General features: G+C 43.1%; 26 protein-coding genes, 3 tRNA genes and 3 rRNA genes. 13 read left to right on the top strand and 19 right to left on the bottom strand.

Going from position 1 to position 25416, the window contains the following annotated elements:
- Positions 1–31 precede the first annotated feature (31 nt).
- Entirely contained in the window at positions 32–1306 is a 1275-nt protein-coding gene (locus DPF90_RS03880) for an HlyC/CorC family transporter (RefSeq protein ID WP_114784888.1), read from the top strand.
- A gap of 54 nt (positions 1307–1360) precedes the next feature.
- Here the strand turns inward: DPF90_RS03880 and rpoS are convergent, their stop codons facing one another.
- The 11 genes from rpoS to folB form a co-directional block, all read right to left on the bottom strand.
- Complete coding sequence (gene rpoS, locus DPF90_RS03875) at positions 1361–2344, bottom strand: RNA polymerase sigma factor RpoS (RefSeq protein WP_114784886.1); 984 nt, start codon at positions 2342–2344, stop codon at positions 1361–1363.
- Between the two features lie 63 nt (positions 2345–2407).
- The gene (locus DPF90_RS03870) at positions 2408–3325 is read right to left on the bottom strand and encodes a peptidoglycan DD-metalloendopeptidase family protein (protein ID WP_114784884.1); all 918 of its coding nucleotides are present in this window, start codon (positions 3323–3325) and stop codon (positions 2408–2410) included.
- A gap of 2 nt (positions 3326–3327) precedes the next feature.
- Entirely contained in the window at positions 3328–3954 is a 627-nt protein-coding gene (locus DPF90_RS03865) for a protein-L-isoaspartate(D-aspartate) O-methyltransferase (protein ID WP_114784882.1), read from the bottom strand.
- Positions 3951–4715, bottom strand: coding sequence for a 5'/3'-nucleotidase SurE (gene surE, locus DPF90_RS03860; protein ID WP_205395160.1), 765 nt, complete (start codon positions 4713–4715; stop codon positions 3951–3953). The genes DPF90_RS03865 and surE overlap by 4 nt, the downstream gene beginning before the upstream one ends.
- Positions 4712–5758 carry a tRNA pseudouridine(13) synthase TruD gene (gene truD, locus DPF90_RS03855; protein ID WP_114784880.1) on the bottom strand — a complete coding sequence of 349 codons (1047 nt, stop codon included), beginning with the start codon at positions 5756–5758 and terminating at the stop codon, positions 4712–4714. Before truD ends, surE begins: the two co-directional genes overlap by 4 nt.
- Positions 5759–5809: 51 nt before the next feature.
- Complete coding sequence (ispF, locus tag DPF90_RS03850) at positions 5810–6286, bottom strand: 2-C-methyl-D-erythritol 2,4-cyclodiphosphate synthase (RefSeq protein ID WP_114784878.1); 477 nt, start codon at positions 6284–6286, stop codon at positions 5810–5812.
- A 3-nt stretch (positions 6287–6289) separates the two neighbouring features.
- Positions 6290–6991 carry a 2-C-methyl-D-erythritol 4-phosphate cytidylyltransferase gene (gene ispD, locus DPF90_RS03845; RefSeq protein ID WP_114784876.1) on the bottom strand — a complete coding sequence of 234 codons (702 nt, stop codon included), beginning with the start codon at positions 6989–6991 and terminating at the stop codon, positions 6290–6292.
- A gap of 2 nt (positions 6992–6993) precedes the next feature.
- Positions 6994–7272: a cell division protein FtsB gene (ftsB, locus tag DPF90_RS03840; protein WP_114784874.1), complete on the bottom strand. Its 279-nt coding sequence runs from the start codon at positions 7270–7272 to the stop codon at positions 6994–6996.
- A 91-nt stretch (positions 7273–7363) separates the two neighbouring features.
- Positions 7364–8167, bottom strand: coding sequence for an undecaprenyl-diphosphate phosphatase (locus DPF90_RS03835; RefSeq protein WP_114784872.1), 804 nt, complete (start codon positions 8165–8167; stop codon positions 7364–7366).
- Between the two features lie 7 nt (positions 8168–8174).
- Complete coding sequence (gene folK, locus DPF90_RS03830) at positions 8175–8672, bottom strand: 2-amino-4-hydroxy-6-hydroxymethyldihydropteridine diphosphokinase (RefSeq protein WP_114784870.1); 498 nt, start codon at positions 8670–8672, stop codon at positions 8175–8177.
- Positions 8669–9022 carry a bifunctional dihydroneopterin aldolase/7,8-dihydroneopterin epimerase gene (gene folB, locus DPF90_RS03825; protein ID WP_114784868.1) on the bottom strand — a complete coding sequence of 118 codons (354 nt, stop codon included), beginning with the start codon at positions 9020–9022 and terminating at the stop codon, positions 8669–8671. The genes folK and folB overlap by 4 nt, the downstream gene beginning before the upstream one ends.
- 160 nt (positions 9023–9182) lie before the next feature.
- On the opposite strand from folB, the gene plsY reads away from it, so the two are divergent.
- Entirely contained in the window at positions 9183–9779 is a 597-nt protein-coding gene (plsY, locus tag DPF90_RS03820) for a glycerol-3-phosphate 1-O-acyltransferase PlsY (RefSeq protein ID WP_114784866.1), read from the top strand.
- Between the two features lie 32 nt (positions 9780–9811).
- On the opposite strand, the gene DPF90_RS03815 is transcribed toward plsY, so the two are convergent.
- Together DPF90_RS03815 and tsaD are read right to left on the bottom strand one after the other, a co-directional pair.
- A complete protein-coding gene (locus DPF90_RS03815; protein WP_114784864.1) occupies positions 9812–10621 on the bottom strand; it encodes an alpha/beta fold hydrolase in 810 nt (269 codons plus the stop codon).
- A gap of 134 nt (positions 10622–10755) precedes the next feature.
- Entirely contained in the window at positions 10756–11772 is a 1017-nt protein-coding gene (tsaD, locus tag DPF90_RS03810) for a tRNA (adenosine(37)-N6)-threonylcarbamoyltransferase complex transferase subunit TsaD (protein WP_114784862.1), read from the bottom strand.
- Positions 11773–12001: 229 nt separating this feature from the next.
- Here tsaD and rpsU point away from each other — a divergent pair, with 229 nt between their 5' ends.
- The 5 genes from rpsU (at position 12002) to DPF90_RS03780 (ending at position 16722) form a co-directional block, all read left to right on the top strand.
- Positions 12002–12217, top strand: a complete 216-nt coding sequence (gene rpsU / locus DPF90_RS03800; RefSeq protein WP_001145625.1) for a 30S ribosomal protein S21 — start codon at positions 12002–12004, stop codon at positions 12215–12217.
- A gap of 28 nt (positions 12218–12245) precedes the next feature.
- Positions 12246–12689: a GatB/YqeY domain-containing protein gene (locus tag DPF90_RS03795; protein ID WP_114784860.1), complete on the top strand. Its 444-nt coding sequence runs from the start codon at positions 12246–12248 to the stop codon at positions 12687–12689.
- A 95-nt stretch (positions 12690–12784) separates the two neighbouring features.
- Positions 12785–14554, top strand: coding sequence for a DNA primase (dnaG, locus tag DPF90_RS03790; RefSeq protein WP_114784858.1), 1770 nt, complete (start codon positions 12785–12787; stop codon positions 14552–14554).
- 97 nt (positions 14555–14651) lie between these two features.
- Entirely contained in the window at positions 14652–16505 is a 1854-nt protein-coding gene (gene rpoD / locus DPF90_RS03785) for an RNA polymerase sigma factor RpoD (protein ID WP_114784856.1), read from the top strand.
- Positions 16506–16646: 141 nt separating this feature from the next.
- Positions 16647–16722: transfer RNA gene (locus DPF90_RS03780), tRNA-Ile, on the top strand.
- Between the two features lie 59 nt (positions 16723–16781).
- On the opposite strand, the gene djlA is transcribed toward DPF90_RS03780, so the two are convergent.
- Complete coding sequence (djlA, locus tag DPF90_RS03775; RefSeq protein ID WP_114784854.1) at positions 16782–17639, bottom strand: co-chaperone DjlA; 858 nt, start codon at positions 17637–17639, stop codon at positions 16782–16784.
- A 148-nt stretch (positions 17640–17787) separates the two neighbouring features.
- On the opposite strand from djlA, the gene lptD reads away from it, so the two are divergent.
- The 6 genes from lptD (at position 17788) to apaH (ending at position 24582) form a co-directional block, all read left to right on the top strand.
- On the top strand, positions 17788–20166 hold the full coding sequence (gene lptD / locus DPF90_RS03770) for an LPS assembly protein LptD (RefSeq protein WP_114784852.1): 2379 nt from the start codon (positions 17788–17790) through the stop codon (positions 20164–20166).
- Between the two features lie 52 nt (positions 20167–20218).
- On the top strand, positions 20219–21514 hold the full coding sequence (surA, locus tag DPF90_RS03765; RefSeq protein WP_114784850.1) for a peptidylprolyl isomerase SurA: 1296 nt from the start codon (positions 20219–20221) through the stop codon (positions 21512–21514).
- Positions 21504–22496: a 4-hydroxythreonine-4-phosphate dehydrogenase PdxA gene (gene pdxA / locus DPF90_RS03760; RefSeq protein WP_114784848.1), complete on the top strand. Its 993-nt coding sequence runs from the start codon at positions 21504–21506 to the stop codon at positions 22494–22496. Before surA ends, pdxA begins: the two co-directional genes overlap by 11 nt.
- Before the next feature lie 12 nt (positions 22497–22508).
- Entirely contained in the window at positions 22509–23315 is an 807-nt protein-coding gene (gene rsmA / locus DPF90_RS03755; protein WP_114784846.1) for a 16S rRNA (adenine(1518)-N(6)/adenine(1519)-N(6))-dimethyltransferase RsmA, read from the top strand.
- A gap of 63 nt (positions 23316–23378) precedes the next feature.
- Entirely contained in the window at positions 23379–23756 is a 378-nt protein-coding gene (gene apaG / locus DPF90_RS03750; RefSeq protein WP_114784844.1) for a Co2+/Mg2+ efflux protein ApaG, read from the top strand.
- A gap of 19 nt (positions 23757–23775) precedes the next feature.
- Complete coding sequence (apaH, locus tag DPF90_RS03745) at positions 23776–24582, top strand: bis(5'-nucleosyl)-tetraphosphatase (symmetrical) ApaH (RefSeq protein ID WP_114784842.1); 807 nt, start codon at positions 23776–23778, stop codon at positions 24580–24582.
- 79 nt (positions 24583–24661) lie between these two features.
- Here apaH and DPF90_RS03740 read toward each other — a convergent pair.
- The 5 genes from DPF90_RS03740 to DPF90_RS03720 all read right to left on the bottom strand — a co-directional run.
- Positions 24662–24738 (bottom strand) — tRNA-Asp (locus DPF90_RS03740).
- A gap of 31 nt (positions 24739–24769) precedes the next feature.
- A 5S ribosomal RNA gene (rrf, locus tag DPF90_RS03735) occupies positions 24770–24885 on the bottom strand.
- Positions 24886–24898: 13 nt separating this feature from the next.
- Positions 24899–24974: transfer RNA gene (locus DPF90_RS03730), tRNA-Thr, on the bottom strand.
- 42 nt (positions 24975–25016) lie between these two features.
- A 5S ribosomal RNA gene (rrf, locus tag DPF90_RS03725) occupies positions 25017–25132 on the bottom strand.
- Between the two features lie 88 nt (positions 25133–25220).
- A 23S ribosomal RNA gene (locus tag DPF90_RS03720) occupies positions 25221–25416 on the bottom strand; the annotation flags it as partial.

The raw sequence follows: 25416 nt of genomic DNA, 5'->3' as shown, positions 1-25416 counted from the left end.
TTAACCAAACCTCAAAAGGAAACATTCAGCTTTGGACGACATATCAACGGGTGCATTATTTGCCCTACTCGCGTGTCTTATCGTTATTTCAGGATATTTTTCAGGTTCAGAGACAGGCATGATGGCTTTGAACCGATATCGGCTTAAACACCTAGCTAATCATGGTCATAAAGGCGCTAAACGTGTAGAAAGACTACTAGCGCGCCCTGATCGACTCATTGGGCTGATTTTAATCGGCAACAACCTAGTTAACATTTTGGCTTCCGCCATCGCAACCATCTTAGGTATGCGTCTGTACGGCGATATTGGCGTAGCGATAGCAACAGGCGCATTAACTATGGTTATCCTCGTATTTGCTGAGGTTACGCCTAAAACTCTTGCCGCCCTTTACCCTGAACGAGTGTCATACACAAGCAGTATCCTTCTCACCATATTAATGAAATTGCTGTCGCCATTAGTCATGTTGGTTAACTTCATCACTAATGGTTTTATTCGGTTGTTAGGGATCAGAGCCAAGCATGGCGGTGATGATCATTTAAGCTCTGAAGAGTTACGTACTGTGGTTAACGAAGCTGGTAGTCTTATTCCTAGGCGACACCAAGATATGCTGATTTCGATTCTCGACTTAGAGAATGTGACTGTAAACGACATTATGGTTCCAAGAAATGAAATTACTGGTATCGACATAAATGATGATTGGAAGTCCATAGTAAGACAATTAACTCACTCCCCACATGGCCGTGTTGTTCTGTATCGAGATCAAATCGACGAAGTGGTCGGCATGCTAAGACTGCGAGAGTCTTATCGTCTGATGCTGGAGAAGAATGAGTTCAATAAAGAAACCTTACTGCGTGCTGCTGACGAAGTGTACTTTATTCCAGAAGGCACGCCTCTCAATATCCAATTGCTTAAATTTCAGCGCAACAAAGAACGTATTGGCCTGATTGTTAATGAGTATGGCGATATCATTGGTCTTATTACTCTTGAGGATATTTTGGAAGAGATCGTTGGTGAATTCACGACTTCCATCACTCCAAGTCTGTCTGATGAAATTATACCTCAAGGCGATGGAAGCTTTTTGATAGAGGGTAGTGCAAACATCCGAGACATCAACAAAGGGCTAATGTGGACATTACCAACAGATGGTCCTAGAACATTAAATGGACTCATATTGGAACATTTGGAAGACATACCAGAAAGCCATATCAGTGTTCAAGTTTCAGGCCATCCAATGGAAATCGTTGACCTAGAAGAAAACCGCATCAAATTAGTTAAAGTATACCCTTGCAAGGATAAAGATAAATAACGACTAATAAAAAAGCCTTGAACACATCAAGGCTTTTTCTAAACTTAAGCTCACCTACTCTTCATTAATACTGAATAGACTCTCCATGTTAAGGCCCTGCTTAATCAAGATTTCTCTTAGGCGACGCAAACCTTCAACCTGTATTTGTCTTACCCTTTCTCGAGTAAGGTTAATCTCACGCCCGACTTCCTCTAGAGTTGAAGGCTCATAACCCAATAGCCCAAACCGACGTGCGAGGACCTCTTTTTGTTTTGGGTTTAACTCGTCAAGCCAATCAATCAATGAAGACTTAATATCATCATCCTGAGTAGAAACTTCGGGGTCTGAATTGTTTACATCAGGAATGATATCAAGCAGTGCTTTCTCACCATCGCCACCAATTGGAGTATCGACTGAACTGATGCGCTCATTAAGACGCAGCATCTTACTGACATCATCAACTGGCTTATCTAGTTGAAGTGCGATCTCTTCCGCTGTTGGCTCATGATCAAGCTTTTGAGATAACTCTCTGGCTGTACGTAAATAGATGTTAAGCTCTTTTACGACGTGAATGGGCAAACGTATAGTCCGAGTCTGATTCATCAAAGCACGCTCAATGGTTTGTCTTATCCACCATGTTGCGTAAGTTGAAAAGCGAAAGCCTCTCTCGGGGTCAAACTTTTCGACCGCTCGGATCAAACCTAGGTTGCCTTCTTCAATAAGATCAAGTAACGCGAGACCACGGTTACTATATCGACGGGATATTTTCACCACTAAACGAAGATTACTTTCAATCATACGTTTACGAGCTGCTTCGTCTCCTCTAAGAGCACGACGAGCATATAGTACCTCTTCTTCTGCGGTAAGCAGAGGTGAAAAACCTATTTCTCCTAAATAAAGTTGGGTCGCATCCAAGCTTTTAGTGGATACATCAAAATCTTCTTTTGCATCCTCGGCTTGGGCACTGCCCGTGGTTGTGGAATCATCAGCCTGAATCGCTTCCATTTCTGCTTCAAGCTCATACTCTTCGACTTTCGTTGCTGTGTTACTGATACTCATAGCGCCTCCCCCTGGCGATCTAGCGAAGCATTTCTTTTAATGCCGCTATAAATCTATAAAGTATTAAGGTAGGTAGCGTTTAGGATTCACTGACTTACCTTGGTAACGAATTTCAAAGTGTAGTCGAACACTGTTAGTTCCAGAACTGCCCATCGTTGCGATCTTCTGGCCTGCTGTTACACTTTGTCCTTCGTGCACGAGCAACCGTTCATTATGCGCATAAGCACTGAGATAGTTATCGTTGTGTTTGATAATCACAAGATTCCCATAACCCTTGAGTGCATTACCCGAATATACAACGGTTCCATTAGCTGTCGACGATATCGGTTGACCTCGCTGTCCTGCAATGTCTATACCTTTGTTACCCTGGTCTCCAGCTGAGAAATTTTTAATTACCCTCCCTTTGGCTGGCCATAACCATTTAGAAATTTTCTCACTGTTTGGATTCGCATAACTGACGGGTTTATTAACATTTGTTTTACTTTTAGCTCCAACATACTCCTTTGCTGAAGATTGATCAACCTTGTTCACAGTCGCTTTTTGGGAAGATATGGGGTCAACTTTCGTCTTGTTGCTGCTAACTGCTTGATTAGAGTCTTTACTTGATTTTGTATTAATCGCAGATGTCGATGCTAGTGTAACGGGTACGGATCCGCCTACAGCCCCCGCCCCACCGTAAGCTGGTGCTTTATAGACGGGCTGCCAAAGTTTCAATTTTTGACCAGGGTAAATGGTGTAAGGCTTTTTTAAATCATTGTAACGAATAATGTCATTTACATTCTTATCTGTGACGTATGCAATAAAATACAGGGTATCACCCTTCTCCACTTGATAGTAACTCCCCCTGTAACTGCCACGAGAGATATTTGTGTAATCTTTATTTAATCCAGAAACAGGGGCTGGGAAATGAGCACTGCATCCAATAAGCATTGCGCTTACAAATGGAATAACAAAAAGAATGGACTCAGTCTTGCGGATCATAGTTAAGCAAGTTCACCTGCTATAAGGGGAACAAAGCGCACATCTTCTATAATTTCAGAAGGGAAATCATCTCCATAGCGTGTAATTTTAAGCAAACTTTGCTCCTCCTCACCCACAGGAATAACCAAAACACCGCCGTCGTCCAACTGTTCAAGTAAGGTTGGCGGAATTGATGCGGCTGCGGCGGTAACAATAATAGCGTTAAAAGGGCCTTTTGTTGACCATCCTTGCCAACCATCACCATGCTTGGTGGAAACATTATATATATCTAGGTACTTGAGCCGACGCTTCGCTTCCCACTGCAACAGTTTTATTCTTTCTATAGAATAAACATGCTCGACTAATCGAGCCAAGACAGCCGTCTGATAGCCTGACCCTGTACCGACTTCTAAAACTTTACTCTCCGGTGTCAGTTCCAATAGCTCAGTCATCCTTGCGACCATATAGGGCTGAGAGATACTTTGCCCCTGACCAATCGGCAAGGCATTATTGTCATAGGCTTGATGATGCATTGCTTGAGATACAAATTGCTCACGAGGAATAGAATGTATTGCATTGATCACAAATCTATCTTGGATGCCACTCTCAATCAGAAAATCAACTAACTTATCAGCCTTGGGATTTGTCATTGGTACGTGTCCTGTAACCAGCGGTTCATCGTAGGCAGTGACTCATGTGCAGTGAGATCAACCTGAATTGGAGTGACGGAAACAAACCCCTGCTCAATGGCATAAAAATCCGTCCCCTCTCCCGCATCTTGCTCTTTACCGGGAGGCCCTAACCAATATATATCACACCCTCTCGGGTCTTGCTGCTTTAGCATGGGTTCTGCATGATGACGAGCACCCAGACGAGTTGTACAAGTTCCTTTTATCTCATCCAAGGATAAATCCGGAATATTCACATTAAGCAGCTTGTTGGTTGGGATAGGAGATTTCAGGTGTTGTTGCACCATTTGTTTTGCCACAATAGCGGCTGTTTGAAAATTCACCTTTCCCGCTAAAGAAAATGCTATCGACTGAACACCTAGAAAGTGACCTTCCATCGCCGCCGCTACCGTGCCTGAATACAGCACATCGTCACCTAAATTGGCACCATGATTGATACCAGATAAGACCAAATCTGGAAGTTCATCTTTCATTAATTCATTTAGCGCAAAATGGACACAGTCAGTCGGTGTTCCTTGGACTGAGTATACGCGCTCAGATAAAGCAGTTACTCTTAAGGGCTGCTCCAAGGTTAGTGAGTTTGACGCTCCAGAGCGATTTCTATCGGGAGCAACGATAGTCACGTGCGCCAAATTACTCAGCGCGTCCGCCATGGCGTGTATGCCTTCAGCATGCACTCCATCATCGTTACTGAGCAATATTTTCAAAACTTTATCAGTCATTGGTAATTGCGCTCCACTTTTATTTCTTGAATAAGTTCTCGAATAAGCGCCGTCGCAAAGCAACCTGCATCTAAAGAAAAGTCTAACTTAACCGAGTCCCTATCAACGCTCCATGTTAAGTCTTGCGGCTTAAGGACTATGCTTCGTCTCTCATGCCGCATTCGGTTGCCTCGAATTAACGCCATCAAATCAGGTTCAACATCCAGCTGAGGCTGCTCGATTAAGAGGCCATCGGAAACCGTAGGTAACTCATTGTCACCGGCCAGAGCTGCAGTAATAGACACACTCCCTTCGCGGATGCTTTCATTTAAGGCGACCAGTTTTTGTGTTTCAGCTAAAACGATGCCTTCATCTGTCAAAAGGCAGTCCCCCTCAACCGCTTGATCGAACAAGCTCTTTTCAATGCGTTTTGATACAATTGTATTAAAAATCCATGAACGAGCAGCGGAAAGATAAAGGCTGCGTTTATTCTGATTACGAGTACGGACATTTTCCCTTCCCCAACGTCTAGCCTCTCCAAGGTTATTACCCTGATTACCAAAACGCTGACTACCGAAATAATTAGGCACACCATGCAGACTAATCGCTTGCAAGCGCTGGGTAACATCTTCAACATCACTGACTTCAGTCAGTGTGATGCTAAAATGGTTTCCGACTAAATCACCAGGTCTAAGCTTCTTATTGTGACGCCTAGTTTCAATCACTTCTATACTAGGATACTGGGTCAGAAAAGAGCTCAAGCTTGGCTCTCCGCCCTTGGGCAAATGCACACTAAGCCATTGCTCCGTAACGGCATGGCGATCTTTTAATCCAGCCCAGCTGACATCTTTTGACTTAACTCCACAAGCTTTGGCTAATTCATTCGCGACAAAGCTTGTATTTTCCCCTGTTTTTCGAATTCGCACCATAAGGTGTTCACCTTCACCGGAGAAACCAAAGCCTAGATCTTCACTTACCTGGAAATGTTCTGGCTCAACTTTTAATTTTCCGGTTGAATTGGGGAGGCCATTTAAATAGGCCAAAGAAGACAAAATATCGGTCATACCATTACCACTGCATAAACCCGTGAGCTTTCCTCAGGGCAGAATCATTTGTTATTTCTTCACAAGTACGACAACCGCTTCAGTTGCAATACCTTCTTTACGTCCAGTAAATCCAAGACGTTCAGTTGTTGTCGCTTTCACGTTCACATTGCCAATGTCGGTTTCAAGATCGTCTGAGATAACTTGACACATAGCCTCAATATGAGGCGCCATTTTAGGAGCCTGCGCAATAATGGTGACATCCGCATTACCAAGTACGTATCCCATTTGCTTAACTTTCTTATAAACATCACGAAGTAGCCCTCGACTATCCGCGCCTTTCCATTTGTCGTCTGTGTCAGGGAAGTGTCGGCCAATATCGCCTGCCGCTATAGCGCCTAGTAACGCATCACTTAGAGCGTGCAAAGCAACATCACCATCCGAGTGAGCTAACAAACCATACTCATATGGAACAGCAACACCACCAATAATAACTGGGCCATCACCACCAAATTTGTGTACATCAAAACCATGGCCAATTCGAATCATAAGTTATCCTTTATTCTTGGTAAGGTAGAACTCAGCCAGAGCCAAATCTTCAGGTTGAGTGATTTTTATATTTTCTGCCGAACCCGGAACAAGCGCGGGTGACAATCCTGACCATTCCATGGCAGACGCTTCATCCGTGATATGAACACCTGTAGATAAACCCCACTCCAAAGCTGTCGCTAGTTGAACGGTACGAAACATTTGCGGGGTTAATGCGTGCCATAGGTTTTCTCTATCAACCGTACTTTCAATATCACCGGAACGATTGGCTCTTTTCATCGTATCTCTAACAGGAGCGGCAAGTATGCCCCCAACTGGATGATTTAATGACGCCTTAATCAAGTTGTCTATGTCCTGATTGTTAATACAAGGCCGAGCCGCATCATGAACCATAACCCAGTCTGATTCCTCATTATTGCGTACAAAATTGACACCAGCTAGAACAGAGTCCGCTCGTTCATCACCACCAATAACGGCGGCAACTCTATCATCTTGGGCTAAAGATAAACGTGAAAAATAAGGATCGTTTTTCCCTACCACAATAACAACTTTGGCGATATTTGGATGGCTTAACAATTTATATACTGTATGTTCGAGTACCGTTGCTTCGTTTATTTGAAGGTATTGCTTGGGGCGTTCTGCCCCCATACGGCGCCCTACACCAGCGGCTGGAACAATCGCAATAATGGAAGAAGCTTGTGTCATACTCAGTTATTCTCTTCAACAATTCGATAAAAGGTTTCACCATCTTTAACCATTCCCAGCTCATGGCGAGCTCGCTCTTCTATCGCATCTAGCCCTTGACGTAAATCATCAATCTCAGCAAACATTTCGCTATTTCTATTTTGCAGGTTACCGTTAACCTGATGCTGTACTTCAATCTCTGCCTGGACAGACTTAAACTCAGAAATGCCATTTTTCCCCAGCCACAGCGTGTACTGCAGCCAGACTAATAATAGTAATAAAACAAGGGCAAAAATTCGCATAACTAGTTATAACAATGACAGTAATTTGAAGCTCATGTATACCATAATACCACTTGTATGGCGATATAATGGTATAGAGAGCTCAATAAGGTCAGCGCTGTAACAAAAACAAGAGTAATCCTAAACCTAATACCAATCGATAAATTACAAATGGGGTCATTCCCATACGCGATATAAGTTTAAGAAACAGGTGAATACATAAATAAGCACTCACAAAGGATGTAACAATACCAGTGAGGAGCATGTTTGTGTCTACGGCCACGCCACTACTGATAAGTTTCAAACCTAAATAACCACCAGCTAGCAAAATAATAGGAATTGACATTAAGAATGAAAACCTAGCCGCTGCTTCACGAGTAAAGCCCAAATACAACGCGGCTGTAATCGTAATACCAGAGCGAGAGGTTCCAGGTATCATAGCTACTGCTTGCGCAATACCTATCAATATTGCTTTGTTTCGGTCTACCTGATATTCGTCTTTAGCAAGGCTCGCATTTCTGTCAACGTACCAAAGCAACAAACCAAAAATTATGGTTGTAATAGCAATAACCCAAGCACTGCGCAAATACAGCTCTATAATATCCTTCATTAATAAGCCAAAGACACAAGCTGGAATGGTTGCAATAACAATCATCCAAGCCAGCTTAGCTTCTTTACTGCGATCGCCTTTAAAGATTGAAGCTAAAAAGGCACTGAATAAGGCTACAACTTCATGACGAAAATATATAACCACTGCGGCCAAGGTACCCACATGAACAGCTACATCAAAGGCTAGCCCTTGATCTTCCCATCCAAGTACTGCGGAGGGCAAAATTAAATGTGCAGAACTAGAAATGGGTAAAAATTCAGTAAAGCCCTGTATCAAGGCTAGAATAAAAGCTTCAAAATAACTCATTAGATTCTCAGTTAGAAGGGTGATTAAACCAAAGTTCTATTTCACTTAGGTGTTCTGGGTAAGAAAGTTCTGACCAAATTTGATCGATAGTTCGGCCATCATTGGGCACGCGAAGTTCAGCACATAATTCACGCAGCGGTTCAATGACAAAACCGTACTTGTAGATATCACTGCGAGGTAGCTCTGGTGAGTGTTTAGATACCTGTTGGCCGAACAAGATAATATCCAAATCAACCGTGCGAGACTGAAGTTTTTCAGAGTCACGCTCACGCCCCCACTCTAGCTCTATATCACGCAGCTGCTGCACAAATTCTTCTAAAGTTTGCGAGGTTTCCATTTCAACAACCAAATTGTAAAAAGCGTCACCATCAAAGCCTACAGCTGGGCATTCATAGATAGTCGACAAGCGAATGTTCTGACCAATCTCATGTAATGCACCAATCGCAACCTCGATATGTTTGCGCGGCTCTATATTGGAGCCAACACCAATGTATACTTTTGTCATGGGTTGCCTCGCTCAATGATGACCCCCACACCGGATGCCTGAACAACAGCTCCAGGTTTTGTTAATCGAATTCTCACCCAAGGAACAGCAAACTGGCTCATAATTAATTCAGCGACTTCTTCTGCCACTCTCTCGACCAATAAAAAACGACCAGATTCTATATGAGAAAGAACCGCCGAGCTTACTTTAGCGTAATCAAGAGCATCAACAACATTATCACTTTTACCTGCAGCCCGATTATCGTGGGCCATTTCAATGTCCAGAACCAGCTTTTGCTTAATGCTCTGTTCCCAATCGTACACGCCTATCGTCGTGATCACTTCTAACTGCTCGATAAACACTTTATCCATGCATTTTGATTCCTAATTAGAGGTCGGATACCCAAATCTGATAAAAAGTCGTACTATTTTTGTCCCAAACACCAAGATCTGGGTAGTTTGAGCCTTGTAAGCGCTATATGATATCAATTACTTGCTCAGCTAACACCTTTTTATAATGAGTAACGACACTATGACCACTATCGCTATTGTCATGATCATCTCAGCTTATTTATTGGGTTCGGTCTCGAGCGCTATTCTTATTTGTCGGTTACTCAAATTACCCGATCCACGTGATGTAGGTTCTCATAACCCTGGGGCGACCAATGTACTTAGGCTAGGAGGCAAAAAAGCCGCACTCGCAGTACTATTATGTGACATGCTAAAAGGAACCATTCCCGTTTGGGGAGGCTACTTTTTTCATATTGAACCCATTTTGCTTGGTGTCATAGCCATCGCTGCATGCCTAGGTCATATGTACCCCATTTTTTTCCATTTTCAAGGCGGTAAAGGGGTTGCAACCGCTCTAGGGTCTATAGCTCCAATAGGTTTAGGCTTATCATGCATGCTCATCGCTACTTGGTTGCTAGTTATTGTGCTATTTCGCTATTCCTCTCTAGCTGCAATTGTCACCGTTTTACTAGCCCCACTTTATACCTGGATGATAAAACCCCAATACACCTTACCTGTCGCCATGTTGGCATGCCTAATCATCTTTCGTCACCACAAAAACATTAAGCGCTTACTCGACGGCTCTGAACCAAAAATCAACGAAAAAAATTCTGTTTAACTCTCATATCTCTCACACTTGCTCTAAATCGTTTATTGATACAGCTTGGTGAAGAAGTCTTCCAGCATTTTTGATACAAATTCAGGTTGCTCTAGGTTTGAAATATGCCCAGCAGTTGGTATCTGAACAAACTCAGAGCCAGTAATACAATCATGCATAAGGTATGACTCAAGGACTGGCCGAGGTACATTTTTCTCCCCAACAGCAATCAATACCGGTAATGCAAACATCTCTATATCTTCAACCTGATCTCGGCGCCCGAAGATCATGCGACCTATTCGGGCCGTTTCTATCGCTCGCTCACCTTTTAAGCTTGCCAACCTCGTACGAAATTGTGCTACTAACTCAGTTGCTTGATGCTCAGAAGCGAAAAAAAGCGCCAAGATGGATTCAATGATCGAGCCAGAGAACATCTGTGAAGACTCCACCGTATCCAATAAAGAAAAATACTTTTTATGGGTCACTTCTGGCTCCAAACCAACAAAGGTATCCATCATAACGAGCGACTTCACTCTGCGGGGAACAAAAGTTACAACTTCAGTTCCCCACATTCCCCCCAGTTCCATACCAACAATAGAGAACTGCTCAATACTCAGATGGTCCATTAAGGCAACAATATGTTTGGCGTAGTCGACCAGTGAATTCATTGACTTAGGGGCAGAACCAGAGTCTCCATGTGCCCAAAAGTCTGGCACAATACAGCGATACTTTTTGCTTAACACTTCGACTTGCGGAGCCCACATTTCCCTGTTCCACAGATATGCATGACCAAAAACAATCACAGGACCTTGGCCGATATCTGTATAAACCATTTTCTGTTCGTCTAACGTAAATTTGGGCATATTCATTCTCATTTTCATCAAAATACCTACCAAGGTGACTCATGGTGCCTATGGCACTCAAAGCTATTGAGGTATTAGAAATGATGGGGAAAGCCACCCCTTTGAGTTAAGTGGCTTTATTGTAAAAAATTGGATTACAAGATTGGTTTCAATTGGTCGATTGGCCAGCGTGGGGTCGCTTGCACAGATAAATCAGTCGTTTCACCATTTTTTAGCCGCTGCATACCCGCATAGGCAATCATTGCACCATTATCGGTACAAAACTCGGTTCGTGGATAATATACCTCTCCACCAATCTTGCTGGCTAATTGTTCTAAATCTGAACGCAATCGACGGTTAGCACTCACACCACCAGCAATAACGATCCGCTTTAACCCAGTTTGTTCAAGAGCCCGCTTGCATTTTATCGCTAAAGTTGCACAGACTGCCTCTTCAAATGCTAACGCAATATCAGCACGCGTTTGTTCATCATCACCATTGGCAGCAATGGTATTAGCTGTAAATGTTTTCAACCCCGAGAAGCTCATATCTAAACCTGGCCTATCTGTCATTGGACGAGGAAACTTAAAGCGCCCAGAGGTGCCTTTTTCTGCCAGCTTAGATAAAAGAGGGCCTCCCGGATAATCGAGCCCCATCAATTTAGCCGTTTTATCAAAGGCTTCACCAGCAGCATCATCAATCGACTCACCGAGAATCGTATACTCACCAATTCCTCGGACTTCAACCATCATAGAGTGCCCTCCAGATACAAGTACAGCAACAAATGGAAAAGGCGGCGGGTTATCTTCTAACATGGGCGCTAATAAGTGCCCTTCCATATGGTGTACCGGTACAGCAGGCACCCCCCAAGCATAAGCAAGGCTGCGGCCTATGGTCGCACCTACCAGTAAAGCTCCAACTAAACCAGGTCCAGCCGTATACGCGACACCATCGATATCCTTAGATGTCAAACCTGCTTCTGTCATTGCCGATTTAATTAACGGAATGGTCTTTTTAACATGATCACGAGAAGCAAGCTCTGGAACGACACCACCATAATCGGCGTGCAGTTTAACTTGACTGTATAATTTGTGAGAAAGCAGTCCTTTCTCATCATCATATATCGCGATGCCTGTTTCATCACATGAGGTTTCAATACCAATAATACGCATGGTTTAACCTAGATAGCTTGTTCTACGATTCAAAATTGGCGCAATCTTACCTTGGCTTGGCTTAGCAAACAAATTTTGTATACTGATTAAACGACAAAGGGCTTTACAAAGCCTATATGATCGGATTAAAATTCCGCACCATTTTTGATCAAGCTGATAATAGAACCGGCAGTAAAGCTTTGGTACTTCAAAATCAGCATTAATGAATAACCCCTGAGGTGAAAGGCATATGCCAGTAGTTAAAGTACGTGAAAACGAACCGTTCGACGTTGCTCTACGTCGTTTCAAACGCTCTTGCGAAAAAGCAGGTATCCTTTCTGAAGTGCGTCGTCGTGAGCACTACGAAAAGCCAACTACAGTTCGCAAACGCGCTAAAGCAGCGGCTCAAAAGCGTCACGCTAAGAAGCTAGCTCGCGAAAACGCTCGTCGCGTTCGCCTGTACTAATAACTAAGTCCAACAAAGGAATTTAGTTATGGCTCTGATTGATACTCTCAAAGATGAGCAAAAAATAGCGATGAAAGCCAAGGACAAATTGCGCCTTGGCACTATACGTTTAGCTCTGTCTGCGATTAAACAGCGTGAAGTTGACGAACAGATAACTCTGACTGACAACGATATTCTTGCTGTCTTAACTAAGATGGTTAAACAACGTCGCGACTCTGTCGCTCAATATGAATCTGCAGGTCGACAAGATCTTGCTGATACCGAGCAAGCTGAAATTACTGTACTTGAGGAGTTTATGCCTCAACCGCTAAGTGAAACTGAAGTAACCGCATTGATCACCAATGCCATTACTGAATCAGGAGCAGCGGGCATGCAAGACATGGGTAAAGTAATGGCTGTGCTTAAGCCAAAGATTCAGGGGCGAGCAGATATGGGTAAAGTCAGCGGCTTAGTACGCGCTAAGCTCGGATAATTACTCAATACACATTACAACAGGCCGTGCTAACCTTGGGAAAGCGCGGCTTGTTTGTATCTAGCCTATTATTCTTTTTCGTATTCTAGAGGTTTATGGCAGGACAGATACCAAGAAGCTTTATCGATGACTTACTCGCTCGGCTGGATATTGTCGACATCATCGACTCTCGTGTAAAGCTAAAGAAAAAAGGCAAAAACTACGGCGCATGCTGTCCATTTCACAATGAGAAAACACCGTCATTTAGTGTAAGCCAAGAAAAGCAGTTCTATCATTGCTTTGGCTGCGGTGCCCATGGCAACGCTATCGACTTTATGATGGAGTACGAAAGATTAGAATTCCCAGAAGCGATTGATGAACTTGCCTCTTATCTGGGGTTAGATGTACCAAGAGAACAACGCCAAGGTGGAAGGTTCACCTCAAATGCCCCTCAAGCCAATAATGAGCAAAAACGTAACCTCTATGATTTGATGGCAGGCATTGCTCAGTTTTACCGAGACCAGTTAAAGCACTCCGGAAGCAAAGTCGCTATCGACTACCTAAAAGATCGGGGCCTCACAGGAGAGATAGTCAAAAAATTCGGTATTGGTTATGTGGCTGATGAGTGGGATTTAGTCCGTAAGAATTTTGGACACACAGAACAAACCCAAGCTATGCTCGTCTCCGGCGGAATGCTAATCGAAAATGATAAAGGTAGCCGTTACGATCGTTTTCGTGGCCGAGTCATGTTCCCTATTCATGATAGGCGCGGAAGAGTCATTGGCTTTGGTGGCCGAATCCTAGGCGATGGCACCCCAAAATATCTTAACTCACCAGAAACACCCGTTTTCCATAAAGGCAAAGAGTTATACGGTCTATACGAAGTCATGCAGGCTTACCGTGAACCACCACAAATATTAGTTGTTGAAGGCTATATGGATGTGGTGGCTCTGGCTCAATATGGTGTCGACTATGCGGTAGCATCTCTCGGAACCTCGACAACAGACGATCACATACGCCAATTATTCAGACAAACAGACACTATCGTTTGCTGCTACGATGGTGATCGAGCAGGCCGAGAAGCGGCAAGAAGAGCAATGGAAAATGCCCTGCAGTTCCTCAATGCCAACAAAGTACTTAAAGTCTTGTTTTTACCAGATGGAGAAGATCCAGATAGCTTTGTTCGAAAATTTGGCAAAGAGGCAATTGAGCGAGAAATAGATAAAGCAGATTCATTGATTGATTTCTTACTCGCCGAAATTAAAAAAGATGCTCCGGATTCAGATCCTAAACGCTGGGGGACCTATGTGGCGACAAACGCAGCCCCACTACTTAACAAAACGACTGATCCCTCGCTGCAAGCATATTTATGGAAAGAGTTAACACTGGGTACTGGTTGGAGTGACTTCCAACTTCAGAAGTTTCTCAATTCACTGATAACTACAACAACTGATACAAAGCCTACTCCTCATAAAGACATCAAAAGAACGCCAATGCGTGAGGTGATAGCGTTACTTATTCAAAATCCGAACTATGCTCAAATGGTGCCGGATTTGACCCCAGTTAGAGAACTATCGGTTCCTGGATTAAGATTATTCATTGAGGTGCTTGAATACTGCCAGCTGCACCCCAATATAAGCACAGGTCAGTTAATTGAACACTGGCGCAATACGAGTCATGAAGCTCTACTGTCTCGTTTAGCTGGATGGGAAATCCCGCTCGATGAAGATAATGAACAAGATATTTTTTTAGATTCGCTGGATAAAATATTGGCCCAGTGTGTCGAAAAGCAAATTGAAGATTTGCAGGCCAAAGAAAGAAGTGTCGGTTTATCAACCGAAGAAAGAAGGGAGCTGCTAGCTTTAATGCTAGATTTAAAAGTGTAACCCTGTTTGAATAGTCAGCAATAAATTAATGTGTTATTATGGGTGGTTTGCACTCGCATACTAATTCCTTCACCAGATACTAAGTTGGATACCGTCTATGGATCAAAATCCGCAGTCACAGCTAAAACAACTTGTCATTAAAGGCAAGGAACAAGGCTATCTGACCTACGCAGAAGTAAATGATCACCTGCCAGCAGAAATCGTAGATTCTGAGCAGGTTGAAGATATCATTCAAATGATTAACGACATGGGCATCCGAGTTGTTGAAACTGCGCCTGATGCCGATGACCTTGCTCTGAATGACGATGATACAATTACCGATGAAGATGCCGCTGAAGCAGCTGCTGCCGCATTATCTAGCGTAGAAAATGAAATTGGCCGTACCACGGACCCAGTGCGTATGTATATGCGCGAAATGGGAACAGTAGAACTACTGACTCGTGAAGGCGAAATCGATATTGCAAAACGCATTGAAGATGGTATTAACCAAGTTCAAAATGCTGTAGCCGAGTACCCGGGAACCATTCCTTATATTCTTGAGCAATTCGATAAAGTTCAAGCTGAGGAACTGCGCCTTACTGACCTCATTACCGGCTTCGTAGACCCTGATGCTGATGAAACAGCAGCGCCAACTGCAACCCACATAGGTTCAGAGCTGGCTGAGTCTGACTTAGAAGACGAAGATGATGAAGACGTCGATGAAGACAGTGAAGATAGCGACGAAGAGGAAGAAGAAACAGGAATTGACCCTGAACTCGCCCTTGAGAAGTTTACCTCACTGCGTAACACCTTCCAAAACTTTCAGTTGGCGTGCAATGAGTACGGCAATGAAAGTCCAAAAGCTCAAATTGCTCACGAGCTTGTACTGGATGTGTTCAAAGAATTCCGTCTGACTCCTAAGCAGTTTGATTACTTAGTTGACGAGTTGCGCACCTCAATGGAGCGCGTCCGTACTCAAGAACGCTTGATCATGAAGGCGTCTGTTGAATACGGTAAAATGCCGAAAAAATCCTTCATTACGCTCTTTACTGGTAATGAATCAAGCGAAGCATGGCTAGACGAAATTTTATCTTCTGATAAGCCTTATGCAGAAAAAATTCAACGCAGCGAAGAAGACATACGTCGCTCAATCATGAAACTGAAAATGATTGAGGAAGAGACTTCTCTAACGGTACAAAATATCAAAGATATTAGCCGCCGTATGTCTATCGGTGAGGCAAAAGCCCGTCGAGCTAAGAAAGAAATGGTCGAGGCTAACTTGCGTTTGGTTATTTCTATCGCGAAGAAATACACTAATCGTGGTTTGCAGTTCTTGGATTTGATTCAAGAAGGTAACATAGGCTTGATGAAAGCAGTTGATAAATTTGAATATCGCCGTGGCTATAAGTTCTCGACTTACGCAACTTGGTGGATTCGACAAGCAATCACTCGCTCTATTGCCGATCAAGCTCGAACAATACGAATTCCAGTACACATGATCGAAACGATCAACAAACTGAATCGTATCTCTCGTCAAATGCTACAGGAGATGGGCCGTGAACCACTTCCAGAAGAATTGGCAGAGCGCATGCAAATGCCGGAAGATAAGATTCGCAAAGTACTAAAAATTGCTAAAGAGCCGATCTCAATGGAAACGCCGATAGGCGACGATGAAGATTCGCATCTTGGCGACTTTATTGAAGATACAACCTTGGAGCTTCCTTTAGACTCAGCAACTTCTACAAGTTTAAAAGTTGCGACAAAAGATGTTCTAGCAGGTCTTACACCTCGCGAAGCTAAGGTTCTTCGTATGCGTTTTGGTATCGATATGAATACTGACCACACTCTTGAAGAGGTTGGTAAGCAGTTTGATGTCACTCGAGAGCGTATTCGTCAGATAGAAGCAAAAGCATTACGTAAGCTTCGTCACCCTAGCCGCTCAGAAACACTGCGCAGCTTCTTAGATGAATAATTAAGCATCATGGTCAAAAGGCGAGCAATGGCTCGCCTTTTTTATAACCAAACAGTTTAAGTGGATAAAATATAGGCTAATTTACCCTGTTTTGTGTCTAGACAGCCCTATCATCATCCCCTATAATCGTTGACCTACGAAGGCCCCTTAGCTCAGTGGTTAGAGCAGTCGACTCATAATCGATTGGTCCGCAGTTCAAATCTGCGAGGGGCCACCAAACACAAAAAACCTGATGAATTTCATCAGGTTTTTTGTTTTCGATATCAAGGTGTTCACCTAAAAACCTTTTGCTTTTTTAATTAAATCATAAGCACTTTGAATCTCTTGAGCCTTTTCTTTAGCAACATTCATCATCTCAGGTGGTAATCCTTTTGCCATAAGCTTATCTGGGTGATGCTCATTCATTAGTTTTCTATGAGCACGTTTGACAGTTTTAGCATCCGCACTGCTATCTATACCTAGGAGTTTATAGGCATCACTAAGCTGGTTGGCCGATGAATTTTGTTGCCAACTGCTGCCAGAACCTCGCGACTGCCCACCAGCAGAATACCCATCAAAGCCTCCTCCTTGTTGAAAGCGAAATGCGGCTTCCTGCATTTTTAAACGTTGTTCAAGCTGCTGAGATGAAAAGCCAAGACCTTGAGCGATTTTATGCAGCACACTCCTTTCGCTAGGATGTATATCCCCATCAGCAAATGCTGCTGAAATCTGCAATTCTAGAAAAAACTGCATCAAGTCAAATCTTTCACCAGCAGAAATACGTACGCGTTCTAAAACTGTTTCTAAGGGAAAATCACGCTCTTTACCTTCACGGAAAGCCTCTTGCGCAGCCCTACGCTGATCACCGTGTAAACTCATTCGCTCCATCATGGTTGTCGCTAACTGGATTTCTTCCCGTGTGACCTGGCCCTTAGCTTTTGCTACATGCCCCATAACCGCAAATGCAGATTTAAAGAACTCAGCCTGCCTCTCGCTTTGACTCGGGCCAGAACCAAAATCCGAACTAAAACCTGCCAGTTTTAAGCGACGAGCCTTATCGAACTGATGACCTAGAAATAAGCCGAAAATAGCACCAAATGGCCCTCCCATAAGAAAGCCAAAAAAAGTACCCAGTATTTTGCCGAAAATATGCATTGTTTACTCTCAATCTCTGAATTTTTTCTTCATAAAGCAGTCTGATAGTGCTGTAAGCTTTAAATTCCTTTATCATAGAGACCGTTTAATTTTACATTCGGTCATCTATTCACCGGATATATCAAGTTCAACAGGATAGTCAAACTCGATGTCACGTTTTCCTCGTACCTTGTTAGCCAGTTCAATTAGCGCCGCTTTTCTCATATCTCAAGCGAATGCTGAAGAATCCGCGGCAGTATCTTCACAAGCAATGCCTATCATTGGTCAGTGTCAGACATTAGACCCTATCGACCAATGTGTGGTCAATAATGAAGAGTCTGAAAATAAACAACAACCTGTCAGTGCTGATTCTGATCACCTAGAGGCAATAAACGGCGATAAGGCAATATACTCAGGTAATGTTACTGTGACTCAAGGTAACAAACGTATGAAAGCGAATAAAGCCACGGTACATCAAAGAGATAATATCGTTGCTGCAGAAGGAAACGTTATATTTAGCGATGGGCAAATAAAAACCATCTCAGATAAGGCGGTATACAATATTAGCTCCGAAGAAGTCACACTGGAAAACACTAGCTATAAGTTTTTGTGTGAGCCAGGACGTGGTGAGGCTGTCTATGTGGCCAAAACAGGAAAAGCAGTCTACGAAGTAGAGGATGGTACTATTACTTCATGCCCAGAGGGAGACAGTTCATGGCGCATGCGAGCATCGAGCATTGATATTGACCAAAACGAAGAAGAAGCCACTTTCTATAATCCTCGCTTTGAAATTCAAAATGTACCTGTCTTTTACCTACCATTTCTAACGGTTCCAATTGGTGACACTCGTAAGACCGGTTTTCTTTATCCTACTGTTTCCTATGGGTCAAGCGATGGCTTCGAAGTGGAAGTCCCTATATATTGGAACTTAGCGCCAGACTACGACTTGCAAACAACTCTTAAGTCGATGCAAAATCGTGGTACTCAGTTAAACAGTGAATTCCGCTACCTGTCAGATTTAGGCTATAGTACGATTAAATCTGAATATTTACCTGACGATAAGAAGTACCCAGAACAAGGGGATCGCTGGGGTATTCAATGGCAACATTCAGGCATCTATAACGAGAATTGGAAGCTAGGAGTTGACTATTCAAAAGTCAGTGATATCCGTTATTTTTCAGATACAGGTTCAAGTTTAGGCAATCAATCTGACGGACAGCTGATCCAAGAAGCCGTTGTTACCTACCGTTCAGCAAGTTGGGATGCTTCCATTTTAAGCCGAGACTTTCAACTTTTAACAGAAAGTGATAATACCCCATATCGCCTCTTACCTCAGCTTAGCTTTAATTACTACTCCCCAGAAGTAATGCGTTATCTTGACTTAGACCTTAAAAGTCATATATCCAAATTTGATACCGATAACTCTGAAAGACCATCCGCCACTCGAGTTCATATTGAACCAGGTATAAAAATTCCCGTAGCGTCCTCATGGGGCAGCTGGACAACAGAGGCTAGATTACTTGGAACTTATTACCAACAAGACTTAAGCGGTTTAGATCTAACCGAGTTATCGAGCGAGGGATATAATTTAAAAGAGTCAACATCACGCGTCATACCTGAATTTAGAACACATGCTGGTATTACTCTTGAGCGTGATACCGTTATTTTTGATAACTACACACAGACTCTAGAACCACAAGTCCAATACTTATATGTACCAGAAAAAGATCAAAGTGATATCTACTTATACGACACGACCTTACTTCAAACCGACTATTACGGTCTGTTTCGTAGCCGCAAGTATAGCGGGGTCGACCGGATAGCCGCTGCAAATCAGTTCAGCTATGGCGCTTCTACTCGATTTTTTGATAACCATTACAAAGAAAGGCTTAACATCTCGTTTGGACAAATTTTCTATATTGATAAAGACACCAAAAACTCAGCTTTAAGTAATGAAAACAATATGTCCAACTTCTCAGCTTGGGCTGTTGAGATGGATTTTAACTATGACGACTACTTATTCTATCATGGTGGGATACAGTATGATGTCGATACCAGCGATCTACAGTTGGCTAACAGCACCCTCGAATATCGGTTTGACAAAGGTTATGTGCAAGGGAACTACCGATACGTAACTCGTGAATATATAGAAAACACACTCGACAGTATTAATGATTTAGATTCGATAACAGAAAATGGTATATCTCAAGCTGGTTTACTCGCTAGCTATCAACTAACACCAAAGTGGAGCGCAAGCGGCCAGTACTTCTACGACCTCACTACCAGTAATGCTCTAGAATGGTTAGCTGGAATAAACTATCGTTCAGATTGTTGGTACATTGGCTTTAGCTACAGCAACCAACTTAAAGACTGGAACCCGAATTTTTCCAGTTACCCAAATTCTACGCCAACTTATGAAAACAACTTTAGCTTCAACTTTGGCATTATAGGGTTCGGAACGAGTATAGGCTCAAACTCAGGCGAAGTCAGCGAAAGTAGTGCCAATAACTCACTTGGCTATGGACGCCCATTTTTCCTAAATAACTAATTTTAAAACCTGATGTTTTAACACACAGGCAGGACTATTTACAGGTAATCAGATGAAAATTTGGAATAAACTTCTCCTTGGGCTTTTTGTTGCTAGCCAACTGACAGCTGTACAAGCAGCACCTTCAGAGCTTGATGGTGTTGCTGTCATTGTCAACACTGGAGTTGTACTGCAAAGTGATATTGAAACATCATTAAAAACTATCCGTGCAAACGCTAAGGATAATCAACAAACTCTCCCTGATGATGCAACACTTCGCGGACAAGTAATAGAAAAGTTAATTGTCGATACCATACAACAACAGGAAGCAGACAGGATTGGGGTGCGTATCGATGACAATCGTCTAAATAAAGCGATCGAAGATATTGCAAAGAATAACAAACAAACGCTTGAAGAGCTGAACTCTTCTTTGACGAAAGAAGGCCTAAATTACGTTCAATTTAGAGAGCAAGTACGCAAGGAAATAGCTGCGAGTGAAGCGCGTAATGCATTAGTTCGTCGTCGCATCAATATATTACCAGCCGAAGTAGATAACCTTGCTGACATTTTAGCTAAAGAAACTAACGCGACAGTACAGTACAAAGTCGGACATATTCAACTCAGAGTTAACGAGGATAACGACAAAGTCACAGTCGAAGCGCAGGCGAACAAGATTGTAAATGAGCTAAATGCAGGTGCAGATTTCCAAACTATGGCATATACATACTCTAAAGGTCCCAAAGCTCTACAAGGCGGTGACTGGGGCTGGATGAGAAAAGAAGAAATGCCGACCATCTTCGCCGATCAAATCAAACTGCAAGGCAAAGGAAGTATAATTGGTCCATTTCGCAGTGGCGTAGGCTTTCATATCTTAAAGATTGAGGATGTCAAAGGCCTAGAAACCGTCGCAGTCACTGAAGTAAAAGCGCGGCATATCCTTATAAAACCTACCGTCATCCTGAGTGATGACGGCGTAAAAAGAGAGCTGCTCGAAATCACTCGTAAAATTGAAGCTGGCGAGGCAACATTTGGCGAAATGGCTCAGCAATATAGTCAGGATCCCGGATCTGCTGCCCAAAAAGGCGAATTGGACTATCAAACCTCTGACATCTATGTTCCTGAATTTAAACATCAGGTAGATTCACTTCGTATCGGACAAATCAGTGAACCATTTAAGACTGTCCACGGCTGGCATATTCTTGAAGTTTTGGACAGAAGAGAAGTAGACCGTACCGATTCTGCCTTAAAGAACAAAGCTTATAGAATTATCTTTAACCGCAAATTCAATGAAGAAGCAAGCACTTGGTTACAGGAAATACGAGCGAGCGCTTTCGTAGAAATCGTCAAGGATGGCCAAGATGACAACTAGACGAGTTATAGTTACCGCAGGCGAGCCGGCAGGTATAGGACCGGATCTCGCACTTTCCCTCGCACAAAAGGACTGGCCACACCAAGTGATCATATGTGCAGACAAAAACATGTTGATGCAGCGTGCTAAACGGCTAAATATAGAGGTGGAACTTATTGACTATGACTCGTCAGCATCGCCACTGCCTCAAAAAGCAGGAACTTTGATCGTTGAACATATCCCGTTAGTCTCACAAGTTACCCCCGGAAATCTGGATTCAAGCAACAGTCATTATGTATTAGAAACCTTAAAACGTGCTTCTCTCGGCTGTTTAAATAGCGAGTTTGACGCTCTGATAACTGGCCCGGTACACAAGGGGATTATCAACCATTCAGGGGTCCCTTTTAGTGGGCATACAGAATATTTAGCAGAAATGTCAAACACCCCTCTGGTTGTTATGATGCTCGCCACTGAAGGGCTCAAAGTGGCACTAGTAACCACTCACATCCCACTATCTGGAGTTTCGCAAGCCATTACCGCTGATCGCTTACGTAATGTTATCCGCATCCTTCACCAAGATTTGATCAACAAGTTTTCCATCATGTCACCCAAGATATATGTCTGTGGGCTCAATCCACATGCAGGTGAAGATGGTTGTTTGGGGACTGAAGAAATAGATACCATAAGCCCTACACTTGGTGACATCCGAGCAGAGGAAGGTATTAACCTAACAGGCCCACTTCCTGCAGACACCATATTTAGTCCTAAATATCTGGATGACGCGGATGCTATATTAGGAATGTATCACGATCAAGTACTCCCCGTGTTAAAATATAAAGGATTTGGTAAGTCAGTGAATATCACTTTAGGCTTACCTTTTATTAGGACATCCGTTGATCACGGTACAGCAATAGAACTGGCTGGAACAGGCAAAGCTGATACAGGAAGTTTTACAACGGCACTGACTCAAGCAATAGAGCTAGCCGAGAATAAAATAAGTTAACTTGAGAAAAATATGAGAAACGATGTCCATTTAGGACACAAAGCAAGAAAGCGCTTTGGTCAAAACTTTTTGAACGACCCATATATCATTGATGGTATCGTATCTGCAATCAACCCTAAACCAGGGCAAAACTTAGTTGAAATTGGTCCAGGATTAGGGGCGATCACCGAGCCTGTTGGTCGAGAAGTCGACAAGTTTACAGTGATCGAGCTTGATCGAGATCTTGCTGAACGATTGAGACAACACCCAGATCTTGCCGATAAGCTGACCATACATGAAGGCGATGCAATGCGCTTCGACTTCACACAACTAGTGAAACCTAATAACAGGCTACGCATTTTTGGTAACCTGCCGTATAACATTTCCACCCCCCTGATGTTCCATCTATTTGAATATCACAAAGATATTCAAGATATGCATTTTATGCTGCAGAAAGAAGTCGTGAACAGGTTAGCAGCTGGGCCAGGAACAAAAGCCTATGGCCGCTTGACGGTAATGGCTCAATACTATTGTAGGGTTGTTCCTGTACTAGAAGTTCCCCCAACCGCTTTTGTTCCACCACCTAAAGTTGATTCAGCCGTAGTTCGCCTCGTTCCGTATGAGACAATCCCATACCCTGCAACTAATCTTAACTGGTTAGATAGAGTGTGTAGGGAAGGGTTTAATCAAAGACGTAAGACCGTAAGAAACTGCTATAAGTCATTGGTAAGTTCAGATGTATTAGAGGAGCTTGGCATCAACCCAAGTATGCGTCCGGAAAACTTAACTCTAGAGCAATTTGTTGATCTAGCGAATTGGTTAGACGCAAATCATAAATAACACTCGTATAATTAGAGTTGTAGTAAGGCAACTCTAATTTTTGACTAATACGCAGGAGTCCCAATGGAAGTCACCCCTTGTATTAAAGTCCAAGTCCACACCAAATACATATCAGAGCAGTCTCAGCCAGATGAGAAACACTATGTCTTCGCTTATGTCATCACTATAAAGAATTTAAGCAACCAAACCGTCCAACTCATTAGTCGTCGCTGGCTCATTACTGATGCTAATGGAAAGCAAATGACTATCGAAGGCGATGGCGTAGTCGGCCAACAGCCTTTTATTTCCGGTAATGATGAATACACATACAGTAGTGGTACTGCCATTGAAACGCCAGTAGGCGTTATGCAAGGTCAATACATTTTACTGGATGAGAAAGGTAAAGAATTCATCACAGAAATCGAGCCATTTCGGTTAGCATTACCCAACATTCTTAATTAATTACAACATAGGATTGGTTGTGTCCAACTACATTATCGGTGACATTCAAGGTTGTTTTGATGAGTTTCAATTACTGCTCAAAAAAGTCAAATTTAACGCGAATAATGATGTGCTTTGGGTAGCAGGAGATTTAGTTGCAAGGGGCCCTAAATCTTTAGAGACACTCCGCTTTATAAAAAGTTTGGGGAGCAGTGCTAGAGTTGTCTTAGGTAATCATGATTTACACCTCCTTGCCGTATCTCTCGGGATACATCAAGCCAAGAAGAAAGACAACACAGGAGCAATTCTAGACTCCAATGATCGTGATGAGTTACTAAACTGGCTACGCTACCAACCTCTTCTTGCCGAGCATGAGGAGTTTATTGTCTGTCATGCAGGGATCACGCCTCAATGGACTTTATCAACCGCGAAAAAATGCGCAAAAGAGGTGGAGGCTATATTAAAAAGCGATAAATGGCCTTGGCTTATCGAAAATATGTATAACAACACGCCTAATCTATGGTGTTCCACACTGGAAGGTATTGAGAGATACCGCTTTATCATTAACGCTTTCACTCGAATGAGATACTGCTTTCCAGATGCTAGTTTAGATATGGAGTGTAAACGCCCCCCTAAAGATTTGATTGGAAGTAATTTGCAGCCTTGGTTCGAACTCAAACGACAAAAGAAAATCAAGAAAACTATTCTTTTTGGCCATTGGGCTGCGCTTGAAGGTTATAAAGGAAAAAGAGTTATAGGCTTAGATACAGGGTGTGTATGGGGAGGTAGCTTAACCATGATCCGCTGGGAAGACAAACAATACTACTCTCAAAAAAGTATTTCCTAGTAAGAACGAGTTAATAAACAATAGAATCGATGCTCTTAAAACAGAAATCCCCAACATGGCTGCTGGGGTTTAGAATAAGTGGCGTAGCGGACAGGACTCGAACCCGAGCCCCCCGGCGTGACAGGCCGGTATTCTAACCAACTGAACTACCGCTCCACACTGGTTAGACTCTTGAGTCTAAATAAGAACCTGGCAATGTCCTACTCTCACATGGGGAAGCCCCACACTACCATCGGCGCTACTTCGTTTCACTTCTGAGTTCGGCATGGAATCAGGTGGGTCCAAAGCGCTATAGTTGCCAAGCAAAATTCTTTGATGGTGCTGATACCCAGACTCGAACTGGGGACCTCATCCTTACCAAGGATGCGCTCTACCACCTGAGCTATATCAGCATAATATTGCTCAAGATTTATATCTCAAGCAAGGTATTTAAAGCCTGGCGATGTCCTACTCTCACATGAGGAAGCCCCACACTACCATCGGCGCTATTGCGTTTCACTACTGAGTTCGGCATGGAGTCAGGTGGGTCCACAATGCTATGGTCGCCAAGCAAAATTTGTTAATTCGGAAAGCTGTTTCTTCGTTCTTACACATTCAATGTTCTAGTTGAGTCCACAACAAAACCCTTTGGGTGTTGTATGGTTAAGCCTCACGGGCAATTAGTACAGGTTAGCTCAACGCCTCACAACGCTTACACACCCTGCCTATCAACGTTCTAGTCTCGAACAACCCTTTAGGACCCTCAAGGGGTCAGGGAAGACTCATCTTAGGGCTCGCTTCCCGCTTAGATGCTTTCAGCGGTTATCGATTCCGAACTTAGCTACCGGGCAATGC

This window comes from Vibrio tetraodonis, from assembly GCF_003350295.1.
Taxonomy (GTDB): Bacteria; Pseudomonadota; Gammaproteobacteria; order Enterobacterales; family Vibrionaceae; genus Vibrio; species Vibrio tetraodonis.
This window is presented reverse-complemented; position numbering and strand designations above follow the sequence as displayed.

Excerpts from the sequence above, each read along its gene's own strand:
- rpoS (WP_114784886.1), bottom strand. The coding sequence starts at position 2,344 with ATGAGTATCAGTAACACAGCAACGAAAGTCGAAGAGTATGAGCTTGAA.
- DPF90_RS03870 (WP_114784884.1), bottom strand. The coding sequence starts at position 3,325 with ATGATCCGCAAGACTGAGTCCATTCTTTTTGTTATTCCATTTGTAAGC.
- DPF90_RS03865 (WP_114784882.1), bottom strand. The coding sequence starts at position 3,954 with ATGACAAATCCCAAGGCTGATAAGTTAGTTGATTTTCTGATTGAGAGT.
- surE (WP_205395160.1), bottom strand. The coding sequence starts at position 4,715 with ATGACTGATAAAGTTTTGAAAATATTGCTCAGTAACGATGATGGAGTG.
- truD (WP_114784880.1), bottom strand. The coding sequence starts at position 5,758 with ATGACCGATATTTTGTCTTCTTTGGCCTATTTAAATGGCCTCCCCAAT.
- ispF (WP_114784878.1), bottom strand. The coding sequence starts at position 6,286 with ATGATTCGAATTGGCCATGGTTTTGATGTACACAAATTTGGTGGTGAT.
- ispD (WP_114784876.1), bottom strand. The coding sequence starts at position 6,991 with ATGACACAAGCTTCTTCCATTATTGCGATTGTTCCAGCCGCTGGTGTA.
- ftsB (WP_114784874.1), bottom strand. The coding sequence starts at position 7,272 with ATGCGAATTTTTGCCCTTGTTTTATTACTATTATTAGTCTGGCTGCAG.
- DPF90_RS03835 (WP_114784872.1), bottom strand. The coding sequence starts at position 8,167 with ATGAGTTATTTTGAAGCTTTTATTCTAGCCTTGATACAGGGCTTTACT.
- folK (WP_114784870.1), bottom strand. The coding sequence starts at position 8,672 with ATGACAAAAGTATACATTGGTGTTGGCTCCAATATAGAGCCGCGCAAA.
- folB (WP_114784868.1), bottom strand. The coding sequence starts at position 9,022 with ATGGATAAAGTGTTTATCGAGCAGTTAGAAGTGATCACGACGATAGGC.
- plsY (WP_114784866.1), top strand. The coding sequence starts at position 9,183 with ATGACCACTATCGCTATTGTCATGATCATCTCAGCTTATTTATTGGGT.
- DPF90_RS03815 (WP_114784864.1), bottom strand. The coding sequence starts at position 10,621 with ATGCCCAAATTTACGTTAGACGAACAGAAAATGGTTTATACAGATATC.
- tsaD (WP_114784862.1), bottom strand. The coding sequence starts at position 11,772 with ATGCGTATTATTGGTATTGAAACCTCATGTGATGAAACAGGCATCGCG.
- rpsU (WP_001145625.1), top strand. The coding sequence starts at position 12,002 with ATGCCAGTAGTTAAAGTACGTGAAAACGAACCGTTCGACGTTGCTCTA.
- DPF90_RS03795 (WP_114784860.1), top strand. The coding sequence starts at position 12,246 with ATGGCTCTGATTGATACTCTCAAAGATGAGCAAAAAATAGCGATGAAA.
- dnaG (WP_114784858.1), top strand. The coding sequence starts at position 12,785 with ATGGCAGGACAGATACCAAGAAGCTTTATCGATGACTTACTCGCTCGG.
- rpoD (WP_114784856.1), top strand. The coding sequence starts at position 14,652 with ATGGATCAAAATCCGCAGTCACAGCTAAAACAACTTGTCATTAAAGGC.
- djlA (WP_114784854.1), bottom strand. The coding sequence starts at position 17,639 with ATGCATATTTTCGGCAAAATACTGGGTACTTTTTTTGGCTTTCTTATG.
- lptD (WP_114784852.1), top strand. The coding sequence starts at position 17,788 with ATGTCACGTTTTCCTCGTACCTTGTTAGCCAGTTCAATTAGCGCCGCT.
- surA (WP_114784850.1), top strand. The coding sequence starts at position 20,219 with ATGAAAATTTGGAATAAACTTCTCCTTGGGCTTTTTGTTGCTAGCCAA.
- pdxA (WP_114784848.1), top strand. The coding sequence starts at position 21,504 with ATGACAACTAGACGAGTTATAGTTACCGCAGGCGAGCCGGCAGGTATA.
- rsmA (WP_114784846.1), top strand. The coding sequence starts at position 22,509 with ATGAGAAACGATGTCCATTTAGGACACAAAGCAAGAAAGCGCTTTGGT.
- apaG (WP_114784844.1), top strand. The coding sequence starts at position 23,379 with ATGGAAGTCACCCCTTGTATTAAAGTCCAAGTCCACACCAAATACATA.